Below are 16,396 nucleotides of genomic sequence, written 5' to 3'. Positions count from 1 at the left end.
CGTGGTGTGAAGGAAGGGACGGCATGTACGGCTGGATCTGGCGACATCTGCCGGGTAACGCGTGGCTGAAGGCGCTGATCTCGATCGTGCTGACCCTGGCCGTCGTCTATGGCCTCTTCCAATACGTCTTTCCCTGGGCCGAGCCCCTGCTGCCCTTCAACGATGTGACGGTGAACGACCAGTGAGAGCCGCCCGACCCGCCCGGGTCCTCGTCGTCGACAACTACGACAGCTTCGTCTTCAACCTGGTCCAGTACCTGTACCAGCTGGGCGCCGAGTGCGAGGTGCTGCGCAACGACGAGGTGGCGACCGCCCACGCCCAGGACGGCTTCGACGGCGTGCTCCTGTCCCCCGGCCCGGGCACGCCCGAGGAGGCCGGCGTCTGCGTGGACATGGTCCGCCACTGTGCCGCGACCGGCGTCCCCGTCTTCGGTGTCTGCCTCGGCATGCAGTCCATGCAGGTGGCGTACGGCGGTGTCGTGGACCGCGCGCCCGAGCTGCTGCACGGAAAGACCTCGCTGGTGGAACACGAGGGCAAGGGGGTCTTCGCGGGCCTGCCCACCCCCTTCACCGCGACCCGCTACCACTCCCTCGCCGCGAAGCCGGCCACCGTGCCGGCCGAGCTCGAGGTCACGGCGCGCACGCACGACGGGATCATCATGGGCCTCAGGCATCGGGAACTGCCGGTCGAGGGCGTGCAGTTCCACCCCGAGTCGGTGCTCACCGAGCACGGCCACCGCATGCTGGCCAACTGGCTGGCCGAATGCGGTGACCAAGGGGCCGTGGCCAGGTCGACGGGGCTCGCCCCCGTGGTGGGCAGGGCCACGGCGTGACGGCACTGCGCCCCGAGCGCGAGAGTGCCCCCTACGGCGGCGAGGCCGCGTACGGGGGCGCCGAGGCGTTCGAGGCGGAGGCCTTCCAGCCGGGGGAGTCGTTCGGCGACACGGCCGAGCCTCAGGCCTGGACCGTCCAGCAGGGCTCGCAGTACGGGCAGGGGGACTGGTACGGCCAGCAGCAGCCGTACACGGAGCCCTCGTTCGAGCCGTACCAGCCTTACCAGTCGTACGACACCTACGAGCCGCGTCCTCGACCCACGGCCGAGGGGCTGTACGGGACCGACACCGCGCTGCAGCACCCTCCGATCGACGAGGAGACGGTGGCCCTCCGGGTGGAGGAGGCGCGGCGGCTGGCCGCCGCGGTCGAGCCGATACCCGCGCCCCCGACTCCCGGAGGCCGTGCGGCCCGCCGTAAGGCCGCGAGACGGCACGGGAGGCACGGGGGCTCCCCGGGGGCCCACGCGGGCCCAGGAGTCGCTCAGGGGCCCGAGGAGGGCTTAGGAGAGGACGGGCTGTCGGCGCCCCGTTCCAGGATCGAGGCGCGGCGGGCGGCGCGGGCGCGCAAGCCCAGCGCGGGAGTGATCGCGAGCCGGATCATCGGCGAGGTGTTCATCACCACCGGCGTGGTGATGCTGCTCTTCGTCACCTACCAGCTCTGGTGGTCCAACATCCGCGCCCATCAGCAGGCGGGCCGGGAGGCGACGAGCCTCCAGGAGGAGTGGAAGAGCGGCAAGCGCGCGCCCGGCGCCTTCGAGCCCGGGCAGGGCTTCGCCATCCTGCACATTCCGAAGCTGGACGTCGTCGTGCCGATCGCCGAGGGCATCAGCAAGTCGAAGGTCCTGGACCGCGGAATGGTCGGCCACTACGACGAGAACAGCATCAAGACGGCCATGCCCGAGGACAAGACGGGCAATTTCGGCATCGCGGGCCACCGCAACACCCATGGTGAACCGTTCCGTTACATCAACCGACTCAAGCCGGGCGACCCGATCGTCGTGGAGACGCAGGACAAGTACTACGTCTACGACATGGCCTCGATCCTGCCGGTGACCCCGCCGTCGAACGTCAGCGTGCTCCAACCCGTGCCCCCGGGCTCCGGCTTCACCCAGCCGGGTCGCTACATCACGCTGACCACGTGCACGCCGGAGTTCACGAGCAAGTACCGCATGATCGTGTGGGGCAAGATGGTGGAGGAACGGCCGCGCAGCGAGGGGAAGCCCGACGCGCTCGTCCAGTAGGGGCTCGACCAAGGGCGGAAGAACTGTGGCAGTGACCACCGACGACACCGAAGAGAAGACGGACGCGTCCGAGGCCACGCCGCGGCGCCGCGGCATGAGCCGGATCGCCATGGCGGTCAGTGTCTTCGGTGAACTCCTCATCACGGCGGGCCTCGTGCTCGGCCTGTTCGTCGTCTACTCGCTGTGGTGGACGAACGTGCTCGCCGACCGCGAGGCGGACAAGGAAGCGAACGAGGTCCGCGACACCTGGGCCTCGGACGACGGACCGGGCGCCCTGGACACCAAGGACGGCATCGGCTTCCTGCACGTGCCCGCCATGAGGAACGGCGAGGTCCTGGTGAAGAAGGGCACCTCCACCAAGATCCTCAACGGTGGTGTCGCCGGCTACTACACCGACCCGGTCAAGGCGACCCTCCCCAGCTCCGACAAGGACGGCAACTTCACCCTTGCTGCCCACAGGGACGGCCACGGCGCGAAGTTCCACAACATCGACAAGCTGGAGAAGGGCGACGCGATCGTCTTCGAGACCCGCGACAACTGGTACGTCTACAAGGTCTACGACACCCTCTCCGAGACCTCGAAGTACAACGTCAAGGTTCTCTCGAACATCCCCAAGGAGTCCGGCAAGAAGAAGGCCGGCAAATACATCACCCTCACGACTTGTACGCCCGTTTACACGTCCCGGTACCGGTACATCGTGTGGGGCGAGCTGGAACGCGTGGAACGGGTGAACGCGGAGCGCACGCCGCCGAAGGAACTCCGGTAGTCGCGCGGTGGGTTGTTCCCCCGGAGGGATGTTTCACGTGAAACATCCGGTTTCACGTGAAACATCGAGATGGCGAAGGAGCCCTGGCACCCCCTCCTGAGGGGGTGCCAGGGCTCCTTCGTCGTACGGGGCAGAGGGCTTGATCAGCCCCTCCGCCTCAGGCGGGTGGCGCTAACCGAAGAAGCCTCCGCCGTCGCCGCCGCCATTGTTGTTGTTGCCGTTGTTGCCGCCGAAACCGACCGACGCGAGGGTGATCGTCGTCTGGGCCGGGTCGGCTTTGTTGCCGCCGTCCGGGTCCTGGTCGGTGACGAACGCGGTGTCGCTCTGGTCGCTGCCGTTGGCGAACTGGATGTTGGTGAAGCCGGACGCCTGGAGGATCTGCTTGGCCTGGCCCACGGTCCGTCCGACGACGTTCGGGACCTCGGCCTCCTGCTCCTCCTCCTCGGCCGCCTTGCCGATCTGGATGGTGACCGTGTCGCCCTTGTTCAGCTCGGAGCCCGCCTCGGGGTTGGTCGCGACGACCTTGCCGACGAGGTTGGGGTCCTGCGTCTCGACCTCGGTGCAGGTGCCGACGAGGTCGTTGGCCTCCATCTGGGACTTGGCGGCGTCACAGCTCCGGCCGGTGACGGTCGGCACGGTGGCCTTCTCCTCGGCCTTGGCGACTGTCAGGGTGATCGTGGAACCCTTCTCCACTTCCTTGCCGGTTGTGGGGTTCTGGTCGAGAACCGTGCCGGCCTCCTCCGGGGACTCCTTCGTCTTGGTCTTGACGACGAACTCGTAGTCCTCGCCTTCCAGCTTGTCCTTCGCGTCCTCGATCTGATCGCCGATGACGCTCGGAACCGCCACCTTCGGCGCACCCGTGGACACCACCAATTCGACGGTGTCGCCCTTCTTCAACGGGGTACCCGCCTGCGGGTTCTGCTGGCAGATGTTGCCCTTCTTCTGGTCCTCGCAGGGCTTCTGGGAGGTCTCCACCTTCAGGTCGACGTTGGTGGCCGCCTGTTTCGCTTCCGCCTCGCTCTGGCCGACGAAGTTCGGCGCCTTGAGGGTGTCGTTGCCGGTGTCATTGCCCGAGAACATCCACTGCCCGATGAGGACCGCGCCGATCAGGACCAGCACACCCGCGAGGGCCAGGAGGATCGTCGAGGTGTTGTTCTTCTTCGGCTGCTGGCGGCGACGGCCCTGGCGGTCGTCGTAGCCGTAACCGTCGTCCGGGCCGACCGGCGGGAGCATCGTCGTGGCACCGGCGTCGGCGCGCAGGGCGCTGGTCGGCTGGTCGTCCGGGTAGCCGCCGTAACCGACCGAACCCATGGCCGCCGTGGCGGCGACGGGCTGACCGTCGAGGCAGGCCTCGATGTCGGCCCGCATCTCGTCGGCGGACTGGTAGCGGTAGTCCGGGTCCTTGACCAGGGCCCGCAGGACGATGGCGTCCATCTCCGGAGTGATCTCCGGGTCGAAGACGCTCGGGGGCTGCGGCTCCTCCCGCACGTGCTGGTAGGCGACCGCCACGGGGGAGTCGCCGATGAACGGTGGGCGGACGGTCAGCAGCTCGTAGAGCAGACAGCCGGTGGAGTACAGGTCGGACCGGGCGTCCACCTGCTCGCCCTTGGCCTGCTCCGGCGAGAGGTACTGGGCGGTGCCGATGACCGCGGACGTCTGCGTCATCGTCATCCCGGAGTCACCCATGGCGCGGGCGATACCGAAGTCCATCACCTTGACCTGGCCGTTGCGCGTCAGCATGACGTTGGCCGGCTTGATGTCGCGGTGGACGATCTGGTTGCGGTGGGCGTACTCCAGTCCCTGGAGGATGCCGATGGTCATCTCCATGGCCCGCTCCGGCAGCAGCTTGCGGCCGCTGTGGAGAAGCTCACGGAGGGTGGAGCCCTCGACGTACTCCATGACGATGTACGGGATCGAGACCCCGTCGATGTAGTCCTCGCCCGTGTCGTAGACCGCCACGATCGCGGGGTGGTTGAGCGAGGCGGCCGACTGGGCCTCCCGGCGGAACCGGGCCTGGAAGGTGGGGTCGCGCGCGAGGTCCGCTCGCAGCGTCTTCACCGCCACGGTGCGGCCGAGGCGGGTGTCCATCGCGAGGTAGACCTCCGCCATGCCACCACGGCCGAGCACCTGGCCCAGCTCGTACCGGCCGCCGAGGCGACGCGGCTCTTCCATAGCTTCCTACCAGCCCTCTCCGTCGGTCCCGACCGCACCCATGTGTGGTCCGGCGGCTGTGCTCCGGGCATACGGTACCCGGCTCGCCTTCTGTGACCTGGCCAACCGCGTCACCCGATACAGGACCGGTATCGCAACGTGCACCGATGTGAAGGCGACGTGAGCGGGGTCACTTCTTGCTGTTGATCACTGCCTGCATCACGCTCTTCGCGATCGGGGCGGCGAGACCGCCACCGGAGATGTCGCCACGCGAGGCGTCGCTGTCCTCGACGACCACGGCCACGGCCACCGGCGAGCTGCCGTCACTGAGCTTGGCGTAGGAGATGAACCAGGCGTACGGCCTCTCCTTGTTGTTCACGCCGCGCTGGGCGGTACCGGTCTTGCCGCCGACGGTGACGCCGCCGATCTGCGCGCGCTGACCGGTACCCGTCTTGACGACGCTCTCCATCATGTCCTGGAGCTTCTGGGCGTTCTCCGGTGAGACCGCCTGGGAGAGCGTCTCAGGATCGTGGGTCTCGATGACGTCGAGGTTGGAAGCCCGCAGCTGGTCGACCATGTACGGAGCCATCAGCTCGCCGTCGTTGGCGACGGCGGAGGCGACCATGGCCATCTGGAGCGGGGTGGCCCGGTTGGATGCCTGACCGATGCCGGCCATCGCGTTCTGCGGGCGGTTGTCCTCGGGGTAGATGCTCTCCGCGGCGCGGACGGGAGTGTCCAGGGTGGCGTCATTGAAGCCGAACTTCTCGGATTGCTCGATCATCTTGTCGTTGCCGACGCTGTCGGAGAGCTTGCCGAAGACCGTGTTGCAGGACTGCTCGAGCGCGTAGCGGAGGGTGGCGTTCTTGCACGCGCCGTGCTGGTTGGTGAGGGGGGTGGACGATTCCGGCAGCTTGTACGGGTCAGGCGTGTCCGTCTTGTCGTCGATGTCCGAGACGACGCCGTTCTCCAGGGCCGCGGCGGCCGTGACCACCTTGAACGTGGAGCCTGGCGGATAGGTCTCGCGCAGCGCGCGGTTCAGCATCGGCTTGTCGGCGTCCTTCTCCAGCTTCGAGAAGGTCTCGCTGTCCTTGGTGCTGATTCCGGCGAACGTGGACGGGTCGTAGGACGGCGTGGAGGCCAGGGCGAGGATCGCGCCGGTTTTGGGGTCGAGCGCGGCGACGGCGCCCTTCTTGTCGCCGAGGCCCTTGAAGGCCGCCTTCTGCGCGGCGGCGTTGAGGGTGGTGACGACGCTGCCGCCCTCCTTCTTCTTGCCGGTGAGCATGTCCAGCGTGTTCCGGAAGAAGAGCCGGTCGTCGTTGCCGGTGAGGATGCCGTCCTCGAGGTTCTCCAGCTGGGTGGCGCCGACGATCTGGGAGGAGTAGCCGGTGACCGGCGCCCACATCTCGCCGTTCTTCCAGGTGCGCTTGTACTCGTAGTCGGCGCCTTCGGTCGCGACGGACCCGGTGATGGCCTTGCCGTCGACGATGATGTCCCCGCGAGGCGTGGCGTAGCGCTCGATGGCGACGCGCCGGTTCTCCTTGTGGGTGGCGAGGGCATCCGCCTGGACGTACTGCAGCCAGTTGTTGCGGACGAGCAGGGCGAGGACCAGGAGCCCACAGAAGATCGCGATGCGGCGCAGGGGCTTGTTCATGACGGGCGGACCACCTGGGTCATCTCGGCGTCGGGGTTGGGGGCGGGGCGGGTGCTGGACGGCGCGCGGTGTCGCTGATTCTGATCAGGACGCCGATGAGCGCCCAGTTGGCGATGACCGACGAACCTCCGTATGCCAGGAACGGCATCGTCATACCGGTCAGCGGGATGAGGCCCATGACACCGCCGGCGACGACGAAGACCTGGAGGGCGAACGCGCCGGACAGGCCGACGGCGAGCAGCTTGCCGAACGGGTCGCGGGCGGCGAGGGCCGTGCGGATACCGCGCTCCACGATCAGCCCGTAGATCAGCAGGATCGCCATCACCCCGGTCAGACCCAACTCCTCACCGAAGGTGGCGAGGATGAAGTCGGAGTTCGCGGCGAAGCGGATGAGTTCGGAGTGGCCCTGGCCCCAGCCGGTGCCGAGGGTGCCGCCGGAGCCGAAGGCCCACAGGGCCTGCATGGCCTGCTCGGAGTGGATGATGCCGTCGCTGGTCCCCGCGCGGCTGAGCTTGTACTCGCGGTACGGATCGAGCCATGCCTGGACGCGGGTCTGGACGTGGGGTTCGAAGCTGGCCACGCCGACCGCGCCGGCCGCGGACATCAGCAGACCGAAGACGATCCAGCTGGTCCGCTCGGTCGCGACGTACAGCATGATCACGAACATGCCGAAGAACAGCAGCGACGTACCGAGGTCGGTCTCGAAGACCAGGATCAGGATCGAGATCGCCCAGACGACGATGATCGGGCCGAGGTCGCGGCCGCGCGGCAGGTACAGGCCCATGAAGCGGCGGCTGGCCAGGGCGAGCGCGTCGCGCTTCACCATCAGGTAGCCGGCGAAGAAGATCGCCAGCACGATCTTGGCGAACTCGCCGGGCTGGATGGTGAAGCTGCCGACCTGGATCCAGATCTTGGCGCCGTAGGTGAGTTCCGCGCCGAGGCCTGGCACCAGGGGGAGCAGCAGCAGGACCAGCGCGCCGGCCATGGAGATGTAGGTGTAGCGCTGGAGGGTGCGGTGGTCCTTGAGGAAGATCAGTACGACGATGAGGAGGGTGATGCCCATCGCTGTGTAGACCAGCTGATTGGTCGCCTTGCCGCCGGCCTGTCCGATCTGCTGGAGCAGTTTCGACTGGTCCAGTCGCCAGATGGCCACCAGTCCCAGCCCGTTCAGCAGCGTGGCCAGCGGCAGCATCAGCGGGTCGGCGTACGGCGCGAACTTGCGGATGACGAGATGGCCGATGCCGGCCAGCACTCCGAGACCGATGCCGTAGGCGGCGAGTCCTGCGGGCACCTGGTCGTTCAGGGCGAGACCCACGTTGGCGTAGGCGAACACCGGGATGACGACCGCGAACGCCAGCAGTGCCAGTTCGGTGTTGCGTCGGCTCGGTGTGCCGATCGCGCCGATCGTGGACGTGTGCTGCGTCGACGGGTTGGTAGTACTGCTCATGGTGTACGTGGGCCCCTCGCGGCTTGCCTACTGCTCACCGCACCGTGAGACCAGCTCCTGCTCCTCCTCCGAGAGGGTGGGGCCGGTCGACGGTGTGGGTGCGGTCTCAGTCTGGTTCGGGGTCGGGGACACCGACGGTGTCGGCGTCGGGGACGATGTGGCCTTGGACGTGATGGAGGTCTTCGTGGTTCCCGTGACTCCGCCCGCCTCGCCCTCGCCCGTCTTGGCGTTGCTGTCCGCCGCCTCGCGGCGCTCGGCGTTCTTCTTGCACGCCGACGCCTGGGTGGACAGCTCCTCGATCTTCTTCCGGGCGTCGCCCAGACCGCCCTCGGCGATCGTGGACTCGACCAGCTTCTGCTGGTAGGGCGGCAGGTACTTGAGTTCGATCTCGGGGTGGTCCTTCTCGACCTTCGAGAGCGAGATCCAGGCCAGGTCCTGGCTGATGCCGCGGTACAGCGCCACGTGGTCGTCCTTGGAGCCGACGTAGTACTGCGTCTGCGTCCAGCGGTAGCCGCCGTACAGGCCCCCGCCGACCACAGCGAGGGTGAGGATGCCGAAGAAGGATCTCTTCAGCCACCTGCGCTTCTTGCGTGGCTTGACGAAGTCGTCGTCGGAGTAGTCGCCGAAGCCGCCCGCCGCGGGCATGTACCCGGTGGTGTCGCCGGAGCCGGGCGGGCCGAACTCGCCGCCGCCCTGTCCGTGCCCCTGACGGCCGAGACCGGAGGCCCGGCCGGCGGGGGTCTGCATGATGCCGTTGTCCTGGAGGTGGAGCTGGTTCTCGGCGACGGCGCCGACCACGACCGGGGTGTCGGAGAGCTGCCCGGCGAGGGTGTCTCCGGTGTCGAGGTCGAGGACGTCGGCGACGATGACCGTGATGTTGTCCGGGCCGCCGCCGCGCAGTGCGAGCTGGATCAGCTCCTGCACGGTCTCCTGCGGGCCCTGGTAGCTGGCGAGGGTGTCCTCCATCGTCTGGTGGGACACCACGCCGGACAGGCCGTCGGAGCAGATCAGGTACCGGTCGCCGGCCCGGACCTCACGGATGGAGAGGTCGGGCTCCACGTGGTCGCCGCTGCCCAGCGCGCGCATCAGCAGGGAGCGCTGCGGGTGGGTGGTGGCCTCCTCCTCCGTGATGCGGCCCTCGTCGACCAGACGCTGCACCCAGGTGTGGTCCTGGGTGATCTGGGTGAGGACGCCGTCCCTGAGGAGGTAGGCGCGGGAGTCGCCGACGTGGACCAGGCCGAGTCGCTGGCCGGTCCACAGCAGGGCGGTGAGCGTGGTGCCCATGCCCTCCAGCTGCGGGTCCTCCTCGACCATCGAGCGCAGTTGGTCGTTGGCGCGCTGCACGGCGGTGCCGAGGGAGGTGAGGATGTCGGAGCCGGGGACGTCGTCGTCGAGCGTGACGAGGGTGGAGATCACCTCGGAGGAGGCGACCTCGCCGGCCGCCTGGCCGCCCATGCCGTCGGCGATCGCGAGCAACCGCGGACCGGCGTAGCCCGAGTCCTCGTTGCCCTCGCGGATCATGCCTTTGTGCGATCCGGCGGCGAAGCGCAGTGACAGACTCATGCGCACCTCGCCCGTCGGCTCCGGGTACATCCGCACGGTGCCCACCCTCCGGTCGGGAGCGCGCCGGGAGCCCTGGTGGGGGCCGCCCCTGCGTGCTCGCTCCGCTCGCGCCTACTCATGATGTAGCACTACTTCCGCAGCTCGATGACGGTCTTGCCGATGCGGATCGGCGCGCCCAGCGGAATCGGCGTGGGAGTCGTCAGTCGGTTCCGGTCGAGATATGTGCCGTTGGTGGACCCCAGGTCCTCGACGATCCACTGGCCGTCGCGGTCCGGGTAGATCCGGGCGTGCCGGCTGGAGGCGTAGTCGTCGTCCAGCACGATCGTGGAGTCGTGTGCGCGGCCCAGGGTGATGGTCTGGCCCTGGAGCGCCACGGTCGTCCCCGTCAGTGTGCCCTCGCTCACGACGAGCTTGGTCGGGGCGTTGCGCCCGCGACGGCCGCCACCGCCGGTGGAGGGTGCGGGCTGCTGGCCGCGCTGCTGCGGGGGCGCGGCCTGGCGGGCCGCCGCCTGCGGCCGCTCCCGGCGCGACCCCCGCTGGGTGACACGCGTACCGAACAGGTCGCTGCGGATGACCTGCACGGCCACGATCACGAACAGCCACAGTACGGCCAGGAAACCCAGCCGCATGACCGTGAGGGTCAGCTCTGACATTGCCCCCGCTTCACCCTTCGGCTTGCCGGTAAATGATGGTGCTGCTGCCCACGACGATCCGCGAGCCGTCGCGGAGCGTAGCGCGGGTGGTGTGCTGTCCGTCCACCACGATGCCGTTGGTGGATCCGAGATCCTGGATCGTCGAGGGCGTTCCGGTCCGGATCTCGCAGTGCCGGCGGGAGACGCCGGGGTCGTCGATCCGCACGTCGGCTTCGGTGCTGCGTCCCAGCACCAGCGTCGGGCGGGAGATCTGATGGCGGGTGCCGTTGATCTCGATCCAGTAGCGCGTGCGTCCCCCGCCCGCCGGAGAGGCGGGCGGCCGCTGGCCGAGCGGGGCGGGACGGCCGCCGGGCGGCGGTGTGGCCGGCATGGGCGGGGCTCCCGTGCGGCGGTGGGCGGGTAGCCGTAGCCGCCGGGGCGGCCCGCGGCGGGGCTCGCCGGGGCGCCCGAGGGGGCCTGCTGGTTGGTGGAGGAGGCGAGCGTACGACTGCGCACCCGGTACAGACCGGTGTCGAGGTCGTCGGCCTTCTCCAGATGGACCTTGATGGGGCCCATGAAGGTGTAGCGCTGCTGCTTGGCGTAGTCGCGCACCATGCCGGCGAGTTCGTCGCCGAGCTGGCCGGAGTAGGGGCTGAGGCGCTCGAAGTCGGGCGTGCTCAGCTCCACGATGAAGTCGTTGGGGACGACCGTACGGTCGCGGTTCCAGATGGTCGCGTTGTTGTCGCACTCCCGCTGGAGTGCTCCCGCGATCTCCACGGGCTGGACCTCGGACTTGAACACCTTGGCGAAGGTGCCGTTGACCAGACCTTCGAGACGTTGCTCGAACTTCTTCAGGACTCCCATGGGGCACCTCCTCCGTCGTCACCGCTCTGCGTACCGCATCGGTACTGCTTACTGATCGTATCCACGCGCCGGGAAATCGGCTGGTTCCCCCTGTCGGCCCGGTCGACCGGTGTCACCCGGCGTCGACGCCCACTGAAGTCCCCTCCCGGATTCCCATCGGAACTCCTCTTCGAACTACCCCGTCCGAACTCTGCCAAGGATCGTAGAGGCGGCGCGAGACCAGTGTCCCGCACCGGACTGTGCGCCCCGTCCCTCTCCCAAGGAGATGGCCGGGACCGGTACGAGGTTGATACGTGAACCAGCACTCGTTGATACGTGACAGGAGGGGGCGTGTGTTCGGCCCGTGCTGGTCGGCCGGTCCAGGCGGCGCGGGACGGGGCGGGCCGCGGTTTAAGGGATGTGAAGCCACCCTCTCCAGCGTGCTAATCTTCTCGATGTCGGAAGGCGCCAGACCGCAAGGAACGGGGCCTGAGGACACACCCAATGCGCGGGTGGCGGAATAGGCAGACGCGCTGGATTCAGGTTCCAGTGCCCGCAAGGGCGTGGGGGTTCAACTCCCCCCTCGCGCACAGCGGAGCACCGACGAAAGTGCTCTGGTTGCACCGACGGAACGGGCGGCATCGTGATCACGATGCCGCCCGTTCCGCTTTGTGTGGGCAGAAACACGGGACCGCCGACGGCTGAGGCCGTCGGCGGTCCCGTGTTCGGGTGTGGATCTTCGGTTACGTCGAGGGTGAGCTACTGGGTGGCTTGTGAGGAAGGTCTCATGGGTTAGGGCTCGTTGACGTAGCCCTTGGGAGTCCAGGTGCCCAGTGGCTTGGTCTTGCGGCGGCGGGTGGGGCGGCGGCGCGGTCGGTCGTCGTGCAGGGCGATCGAGTCGGCCCAGGCCCTGAGCTTGCGGCGGTTGGCGTGGGCGAGCTGGAAGGCCAGCAGGAGGGTCTGGGCGGCGATGCCGCGGATCCGGCGAGTGCCGGCGTCTTCGAGGCGCTCGTAGAGGGGGGTCCTTGGCGTAGCCGTTGATGCCTTCGACGCTGTTGCGCAGCCGGAAGTACACGCGCTGCCAGGCTTCGGAGCCGTACTGGAGGGGCTGCCAGAGGTTGGCGGCGGCTTCCGGCGGGACGGTGACGGTCTTCTGGCTACAGCACAGGGGTGAGCCAGGGCGCCGAGCCAGTCGCGGGCCTCCTTGGGCGTGGCCGGCCCAGCCTTGGCGACGGCGCGGCGGCAGTCGGGGCCGATACGGGCCCAGACAGGCCTCGGCAGCTTGGGCCGGTAGCGCTCGATCGCGTCCATCGTGACTCTCCACCAGAAAAGAACCCCGGGAGGGGTGTGTTTGGAATAGCATGCGGTGGAGTTGGCGGACGCTGTCATCCCTGGAGGGCCGGATGGGCGACACTCTTCGCTGTGCCACGAGGAGACAAGCGACGACGCAGCCCTGCCGAGTACGTGACCGACGGCGCGTGGCCGCACGCCGTGCTCGATGACCACCACGGCGCCCGTGTGGCGCAGGAGGTGGCAGCCAGGCTGGGCAGGGTGATCGGCGAGAGAGGCTGGTCGGTCGCAGAGGCGTCCCGGCGCAGTGGCGTGTCGCGGATGACGGTCGCCCAGGTCCTCGATGGCGCGGTGTGGTGCGACCTGCTGACGATCGCGAACCTGGAGAAGGCGCTGGAGGTGGACCTGTGGCCCGGCCGTGAGCCGGGCAATCCACCGAAGTGAATACGCATGGGCACTCGGTTCCTCGGGAAAGAGGCAGGGAAAAATGACCGAATGCCGAACACGCTCGGGCGGTGCCGGGTAGTGTCGGAAACGGCCTGTACGGTCACGACCGTCGCCGCGGATCCAGTGCCTCCTGGGTCGCTACATGCGGCGGCGGTCATAAAACAGCAGTACTGCGTGTATCGCTTGTCGTGAGTGGAATGGTCAGTCGAATTTCCAGTTCATTCGTGGACGGTAGTAGACGTGCCGGTCGTCCTCGCGTGTGACGCGTTCCAGGGCGCCGATCAGCGTCAGAGCCCGAAGGCGGTTGCGCAGCCTTTTGCGGCCCCGGGGGTCCTCCTTGGGGATTCCCAGGACTTTGGCGATGTCCTCACTGCCCCAGGGGAGGTCGGGACGTGCGGCGATGACGTTCAGGATCTCCTGCTGTCTGCTACTCCGGATCGTGATGGCGGCCGGCGGGTGTACCACATCCGTCGTTGTCGGTGTGGGTTCAGGGGACGCGGGCGGCTTGCTGTCCGATGCGGACTTTTCGCGGTCCTGAGGTTCCGGGACGATGTGCAGCGTCACCGGAGGGGTGGGCCGGCCGGTGAAGATACCGTGCTGTCTGGCCTGTTCCTGCATAGTCCGCAAACGAGACTGCATTCCTACCAGGCCTCGCGCCTCATCGCGGTGAGCGATCAGCGCCTCACACTTCTCGGTTTCCTCGCGCAGTGCCGTACTCAGCCGTCCGATAGCCGCTTGGGACTTCTCGATCAGCGATTCGTACTGACGGACCACGTGCTCCGCTTCGTCCCCGTCAGGTGGGGGACTCGGAAAAGTCTCCTGGTACGTCATGGCCATCAAGGTAGGGGCAAAGCCAGTTGGCTGTCTGGCCTTTGGGGGCCAGTTGGCTTTTTGGTGGCTGCGACCCTGATAGAACTCCATTTTATCGTCTACACGTTCGTGATTCGCTTTTCGGTATGGTCACTCGTGGCCTCGGAGGAGGGGGTCACCAGAGGCTCGGAACAGTCAGCCCGGAAAGCAGTGAAACCGTCAGTTGTTCGGTGCCTTCGCGGATGGCCCGGACGGCTCCGGTGCGCAGGAGAAGGGCCAGCCGGCCCACGTTCCCGCCGGTGCGCTGGTGGAGCAGAGGGGCCTGGGCGGTCAGGGTGCCCGGCTCGTGCGCGTGCAGCCGCAGCGCGTCTTCGAACCGGCTGATGACCTCCTGCCAGACCTCGCCGGCGGGCAGAAGGTCCAGGCGTGCCGACAGCAGTCGGCGGTGCGGTGTGTGCGTCACCGCCGTGGCGAGGGACTCGGGGCTGCCGATACCGGCAAAGGCGAACGTCGCTGGGATGCGGTCGCAGAGGTAGTCCAGGATCTCGGCCACGGCGGTGTCCGACCAGCCCGGACTGCGGAGATGCTGGACCTCGTCGACCAGGACGAGGCCGGTGTGGGCGGTTGTCATCGCCTCGCTCACCCGGGCCGCCAGGTCGGCGGTGGTGGGCGAGCCTCGTAGTGGGATGCCGAGAGCGCGTGCCAGTTCGGCCAGCAGCAGGCGCGGTGAGGTGGCGGGTGGCAGCCGGACGTAGACCACCGGCACGGCCGAACTGCCCGGCTTCTCCGAGGCAATGCCGGGCGGTGTAGCGGTGTGCTGCTTCCAGCAGGGCTGTCGTCTTGCCGGTACCGGACACCCCGTGCAGTAGCATTCCGTGGCGGGCGCCTGTCCCGTACCGGTTGAGGGCCAGCAACTCGCCGATCCGCTGCGCTGCGGACACGACGTCCGGCACGCGCAGCGGGAGCCCGGCGTGAAAGGCCACGCGGGAATCGTCTGGTGCTGCGTGTGAGCCGTCCTCCTGGTCCGGCAGCGGCGAGAAGGACACCCAGTCACGACAGGCCGGCCCTGCCCAGGAGACAGGCGAGTGCGCGCTCGTGTTCGCGGCCGGATCCGGCTGCTGCCGGGCGATGGCGGCGTAGACCTCCGTGTGTTCAAGTGGCGCGTGATGCAGGACGGTAGCCGGAACGGCGGGCCGGGCGGCGGGCACCACGGCGGGAACCGTGATCCACTCGTCGTTCTCGGGCCGCAGCCACACACGGCGGAGGTCGTACGGGTCCCAGCGGACCTCGAACCTGCGGCCTGTGTCCGGTGACGCCGGGGAACGCAGGGGATCCAAGGCCGAGGAGTTGTAGGTCTGCCCGCTGAGCCGTAGTCCCTGACCTCCGACCACTCTCCAGGCCACGCTCAGAAGTTCCGCGACACCGGGCGGGGGCAGAGGCGTCGGTGTCCATCCCGCTGAGGCGGTCAGCGTCTCGTGGCGGGTTCGCGGCGTGTGCGCTCCGCCTGAGGGCGCGGTCGGCGCCGGGGCGTCCGGCCAGACCTGGGCCACCCATACGTCGAGCAGGTCCTGCACCATCTCGGGCGGCCATCCGGCCTCGTGCGCGGCCTGCCCGTCGGCGGAGAACAGATGGTCGGTGAAGAGGGACACGAACTGGTCCAGCGTGCGCTCCACAGCCCGGCGGTCCGTGGGCCGCACACGCTGCGCGTACCGCACGTGGATGCCCAGATGGGCGCAGGCCGGGCGCAGTGCCCGCAGGCTGGGCGCGTGGGCCCCGTCGACAACGAGGCTGTCCGGGCGGACGATCAGTGAGGACGCGGGTCGCCGGTCCGTGCGAAAGAGCCGTCCGGACAGGAGAGCGCCCCAGTCCGTGTGCATCCCGACGGGGACGAGCATCCGGGCAAGCAGCGTCGCGTGCAGTGGCGGCCGGTGACCGGTGTGGACGACGGCGGCCAGTACGAGACCAGTGGCCTCGTCCAGAGCGACCAGCTACCCGAAGACGCTCCCTCGAGCCCGCCCCGCCGGGCGGCAGCGGCAACTCGACCGTATCCAGATGAACACGCTCGCCCACGGCCACGTCGCTCACCCGGCGGAGCCGCCGCCTCCCTTCGCCGGCAAGCATCTCGGCGGCGAGCCGCCGGACGGCAGCCCGGGACGGCCTGGGCAGCTCACCCGCCGAGATGGGCCCGGCCAGCCGGGCCAGCACCTGCTCGTGCAAGTGCCCGGCCGTCAGGGGGGCTCCTGACCGCTGCGCGGCGAGCACCTCCCAGACCGTCGCCCCCACTCGGGGATCCATTCGGGCCTCGTCGGTCATATGCCGACCTGCCCGCCCGTCGGCGAGCCCGGCCAGACCCTGCTCCTGATACCGCTGCCGCTTGCGCCGCACCGTCCGCGCGGAAGCCCCGCGCACGCCCAGGTCGGCCAACTCCCGCGCTTTGGCCTCCTCGCGCTCGGCCAGTGTGCGGTGTGACGGATCGTAGGCCGGGAGTGGCTCGGTGCCGGCCGAGGCGTCGTACGGTACGCCGTTGAGTACTTCGGTGACGTGCCGCCGCCACCAGCGTGCACGCTCCAGCGCCGCCTCCGGCAGGGGCGGCGCCGACTGCTCCAGAGGCGGCGGGCCCGTTCCCCTCGCCAGGAACTCGAAGCCCTCCGAGGCAACCAGGAACACCATATCGACGTGCTCGGTGGCGCCGAGTCCGTCCAGCAATGCGACGCGCCCGCCAC

General features: G+C 68.6%; 13 protein-coding genes, 1 tRNA gene and 3 pseudogenes. 7 read left to right on the top strand and 10 right to left on the bottom strand.

Annotated elements, in window-relative coordinates:
- Positions 1-23 precede the first annotated feature (23 nt).
- From E4N62_RS17770 to E4N62_RS17755, 4 genes are read left to right on the top strand one after another with little or no spacing between them, the layout of a single operon-like run.
- A complete protein-coding gene (locus E4N62_RS17770; protein ID WP_230215511.1) occupies positions 24-185 on the top strand; it encodes a hypothetical protein in 162 nt (53 codons plus the stop codon).
- Positions 182-832 (top strand): aminodeoxychorismate/anthranilate synthase component II, encoded by a 651-nt coding sequence (locus tag E4N62_RS17765; protein ID WP_230215510.1) that lies wholly within the window; start codon positions 182-184, stop codon positions 830-832. The genes E4N62_RS17770 and E4N62_RS17765 overlap by 4 nt, the downstream gene beginning before the upstream one ends.
- Positions 829-2,073 (top strand): class E sortase, encoded by a 1,245-nt coding sequence (locus E4N62_RS17760; RefSeq protein WP_230215509.1) that lies wholly within the window; start codon positions 829-831, stop codon positions 2,071-2,073. The genes E4N62_RS17765 and E4N62_RS17760 overlap by 4 nt, the downstream gene beginning before the upstream one ends.
- A gap of 25 nt (positions 2,074-2,098) precedes the next feature.
- Positions 2,099-2,839, top strand: a complete 741-nt coding sequence (locus E4N62_RS17755) for a class E sortase (protein WP_230215508.1) — start codon at positions 2,099-2,101, stop codon at positions 2,837-2,839.
- Between the two features lie 171 nt (positions 2,840-3,010).
- On the opposite strand, the gene pknB is transcribed toward E4N62_RS17755, so the two are convergent.
- From pknB to E4N62_RS17725, 6 genes and pseudogenes are all read right to left on the bottom strand, one after another.
- Positions 3,011-5,011: a Stk1 family PASTA domain-containing Ser/Thr kinase gene (gene pknB / locus E4N62_RS17750; RefSeq protein WP_230215507.1), complete on the bottom strand. Its 2,001-nt coding sequence runs from the start codon at positions 5,009-5,011 to the stop codon at positions 3,011-3,013.
- A gap of 169 nt (positions 5,012-5,180) precedes the next feature.
- Positions 5,181-6,641, bottom strand: coding sequence for a penicillin-binding transpeptidase domain-containing protein (locus tag E4N62_RS17745; protein WP_230215506.1), 1,461 nt, complete (start codon positions 6,639-6,641; stop codon positions 5,181-5,183).
- Positions 6,638-8,088, bottom strand: a pseudogene (locus E4N62_RS17740) (FtsW/RodA/SpoVE family cell cycle protein). The gene E4N62_RS17745 and the pseudogene E4N62_RS17740 overlap by 4 nt, the downstream one beginning before the upstream one ends.
- Before the next feature lie 27 nt (positions 8,089-8,115).
- Positions 8,116-9,651: a Stp1/IreP family PP2C-type Ser/Thr phosphatase gene (locus E4N62_RS17735; RefSeq protein WP_230215505.1), complete on the bottom strand. Its 1,536-nt coding sequence runs from the start codon at positions 9,649-9,651 to the stop codon at positions 8,116-8,118.
- A 128-nt stretch (positions 9,652-9,779) separates the two neighbouring features.
- Positions 9,780-10,304, bottom strand: coding sequence for an FHA domain-containing protein (locus E4N62_RS17730; protein ID WP_184906312.1), 525 nt, complete (start codon positions 10,302-10,304; stop codon positions 9,780-9,782).
- Between the two features lie 10 nt (positions 10,305-10,314).
- Positions 10,315-11,147, bottom strand: a pseudogene (locus E4N62_RS17725) (FhaA domain-containing protein).
- Positions 11,148-11,632: 485 nt separating this feature from the next.
- Here E4N62_RS17725 and E4N62_RS17720 point away from each other — a divergent pair.
- A tRNA-Leu gene (locus E4N62_RS17720) sits at positions 11,633-11,716 on the top strand.
- A 202-nt stretch (positions 11,717-11,918) separates the two neighbouring features.
- On the opposite strand, the gene E4N62_RS17715 is transcribed toward E4N62_RS17720, so the two are convergent.
- On the bottom strand, positions 11,919-12,437 hold the full coding sequence (locus E4N62_RS17715; protein ID WP_230215504.1) for a hypothetical protein: 519 nt from the start codon (positions 12,435-12,437) through the stop codon (positions 11,919-11,921).
- Positions 12,438-12,548: 111 nt separating this feature from the next.
- On the opposite strand from E4N62_RS17715, the gene E4N62_RS17710 reads away from it, so the two are divergent.
- Positions 12,549-12,860, top strand: a complete 312-nt coding sequence (locus E4N62_RS17710) for a helix-turn-helix domain-containing protein (RefSeq protein WP_230215503.1) — start codon at positions 12,549-12,551, stop codon at positions 12,858-12,860.
- A 204-nt stretch (positions 12,861-13,064) separates the two neighbouring features.
- Here the strand turns inward: E4N62_RS17710 and E4N62_RS17705 are convergent, their stop codons facing one another.
- From E4N62_RS17705 to E4N62_RS49465, 3 genes and pseudogenes are all read right to left on the bottom strand, one after another.
- Positions 13,065-13,694 carry a hypothetical protein gene (locus tag E4N62_RS17705; RefSeq protein ID WP_230215501.1) on the bottom strand — a complete coding sequence of 210 codons (630 nt, stop codon included), beginning with the start codon at positions 13,692-13,694 and terminating at the stop codon, positions 13,065-13,067.
- A gap of 154 nt (positions 13,695-13,848) precedes the next feature.
- Positions 13,849-14,727 (bottom strand): AAA family ATPase, encoded by an 879-nt coding sequence (locus E4N62_RS48030; protein WP_308185162.1) that lies wholly within the window; start codon positions 14,725-14,727, stop codon positions 13,849-13,851.
- A 178-nt stretch (positions 14,728-14,905) separates the two neighbouring features.
- A pseudogene (locus E4N62_RS49465) lies at positions 14,906-15,250 on the bottom strand (Mu transposase C-terminal domain-containing protein); the annotation flags it as partial.
- Between the two features lie 475 nt (positions 15,251-15,725).
- On the opposite strand from E4N62_RS49465, the gene E4N62_RS17695 reads away from it, so the two are divergent.
- Complete coding sequence (locus tag E4N62_RS17695) at positions 15,726-15,917, top strand: hypothetical protein (RefSeq protein ID WP_230215499.1); 192 nt, start codon at positions 15,726-15,728, stop codon at positions 15,915-15,917.
- Positions 15,918-16,396: the final 479 nt, after the last annotated feature.

Source organism: Streptomyces sp. MNU76 (genome assembly GCF_020982545.1).
Classification (GTDB): Bacteria; Actinomycetota; Actinomycetes; order Streptomycetales; family Streptomycetaceae; genus Streptomyces.
The sequence above is the reverse complement of the archived record's forward strand: the minus strand, read 5'-3'. Positions and strand labels throughout refer to the sequence as shown.

Bases quoted from the DNA above. Each gene is read 5' to 3' on its own strand.
- E4N62_RS17735 (WP_230215505.1), bottom strand. From the start codon at position 9,651: ATGAGTCTGTCACTGCGCTTCGCCGCCGGATCGCACAAAGGCATGATC.
- E4N62_RS17715 (WP_230215504.1), bottom strand. From the start codon at position 12,437: ATGGACGCGATCGAGCGCTACCGGCCCAAGCTGCCGAGGCCTGTCTGG.
- E4N62_RS17705 (WP_230215501.1), bottom strand. From the start codon at position 13,694: ATGACGTACCAGGAGACTTTTCCGAGTCCCCCACCTGACGGGGACGAA.
- E4N62_RS17745 (WP_230215506.1), bottom strand. From the start codon at position 6,641: ATGAACAAGCCCCTGCGCCGCATCGCGATCTTCTGTGGGCTCCTGGTC.
- E4N62_RS17695 (WP_230215499.1), top strand. From the start codon at position 15,726: ATGAACACGCTCGCCCACGGCCACGTCGCTCACCCGGCGGAGCCGCCG.
- E4N62_RS17730 (WP_184906312.1), bottom strand. From the start codon at position 10,304: ATGTCAGAGCTGACCCTCACGGTCATGCGGCTGGGTTTCCTGGCCGTA.
- E4N62_RS17770 (WP_230215511.1), top strand. From the start codon at position 24: ATGTACGGCTGGATCTGGCGACATCTGCCGGGTAACGCGTGGCTGAAG.
- pknB (WP_230215507.1), bottom strand. From the start codon at position 5,011: ATGGAAGAGCCGCGTCGCCTCGGCGGCCGGTACGAGCTGGGCCAGGTG.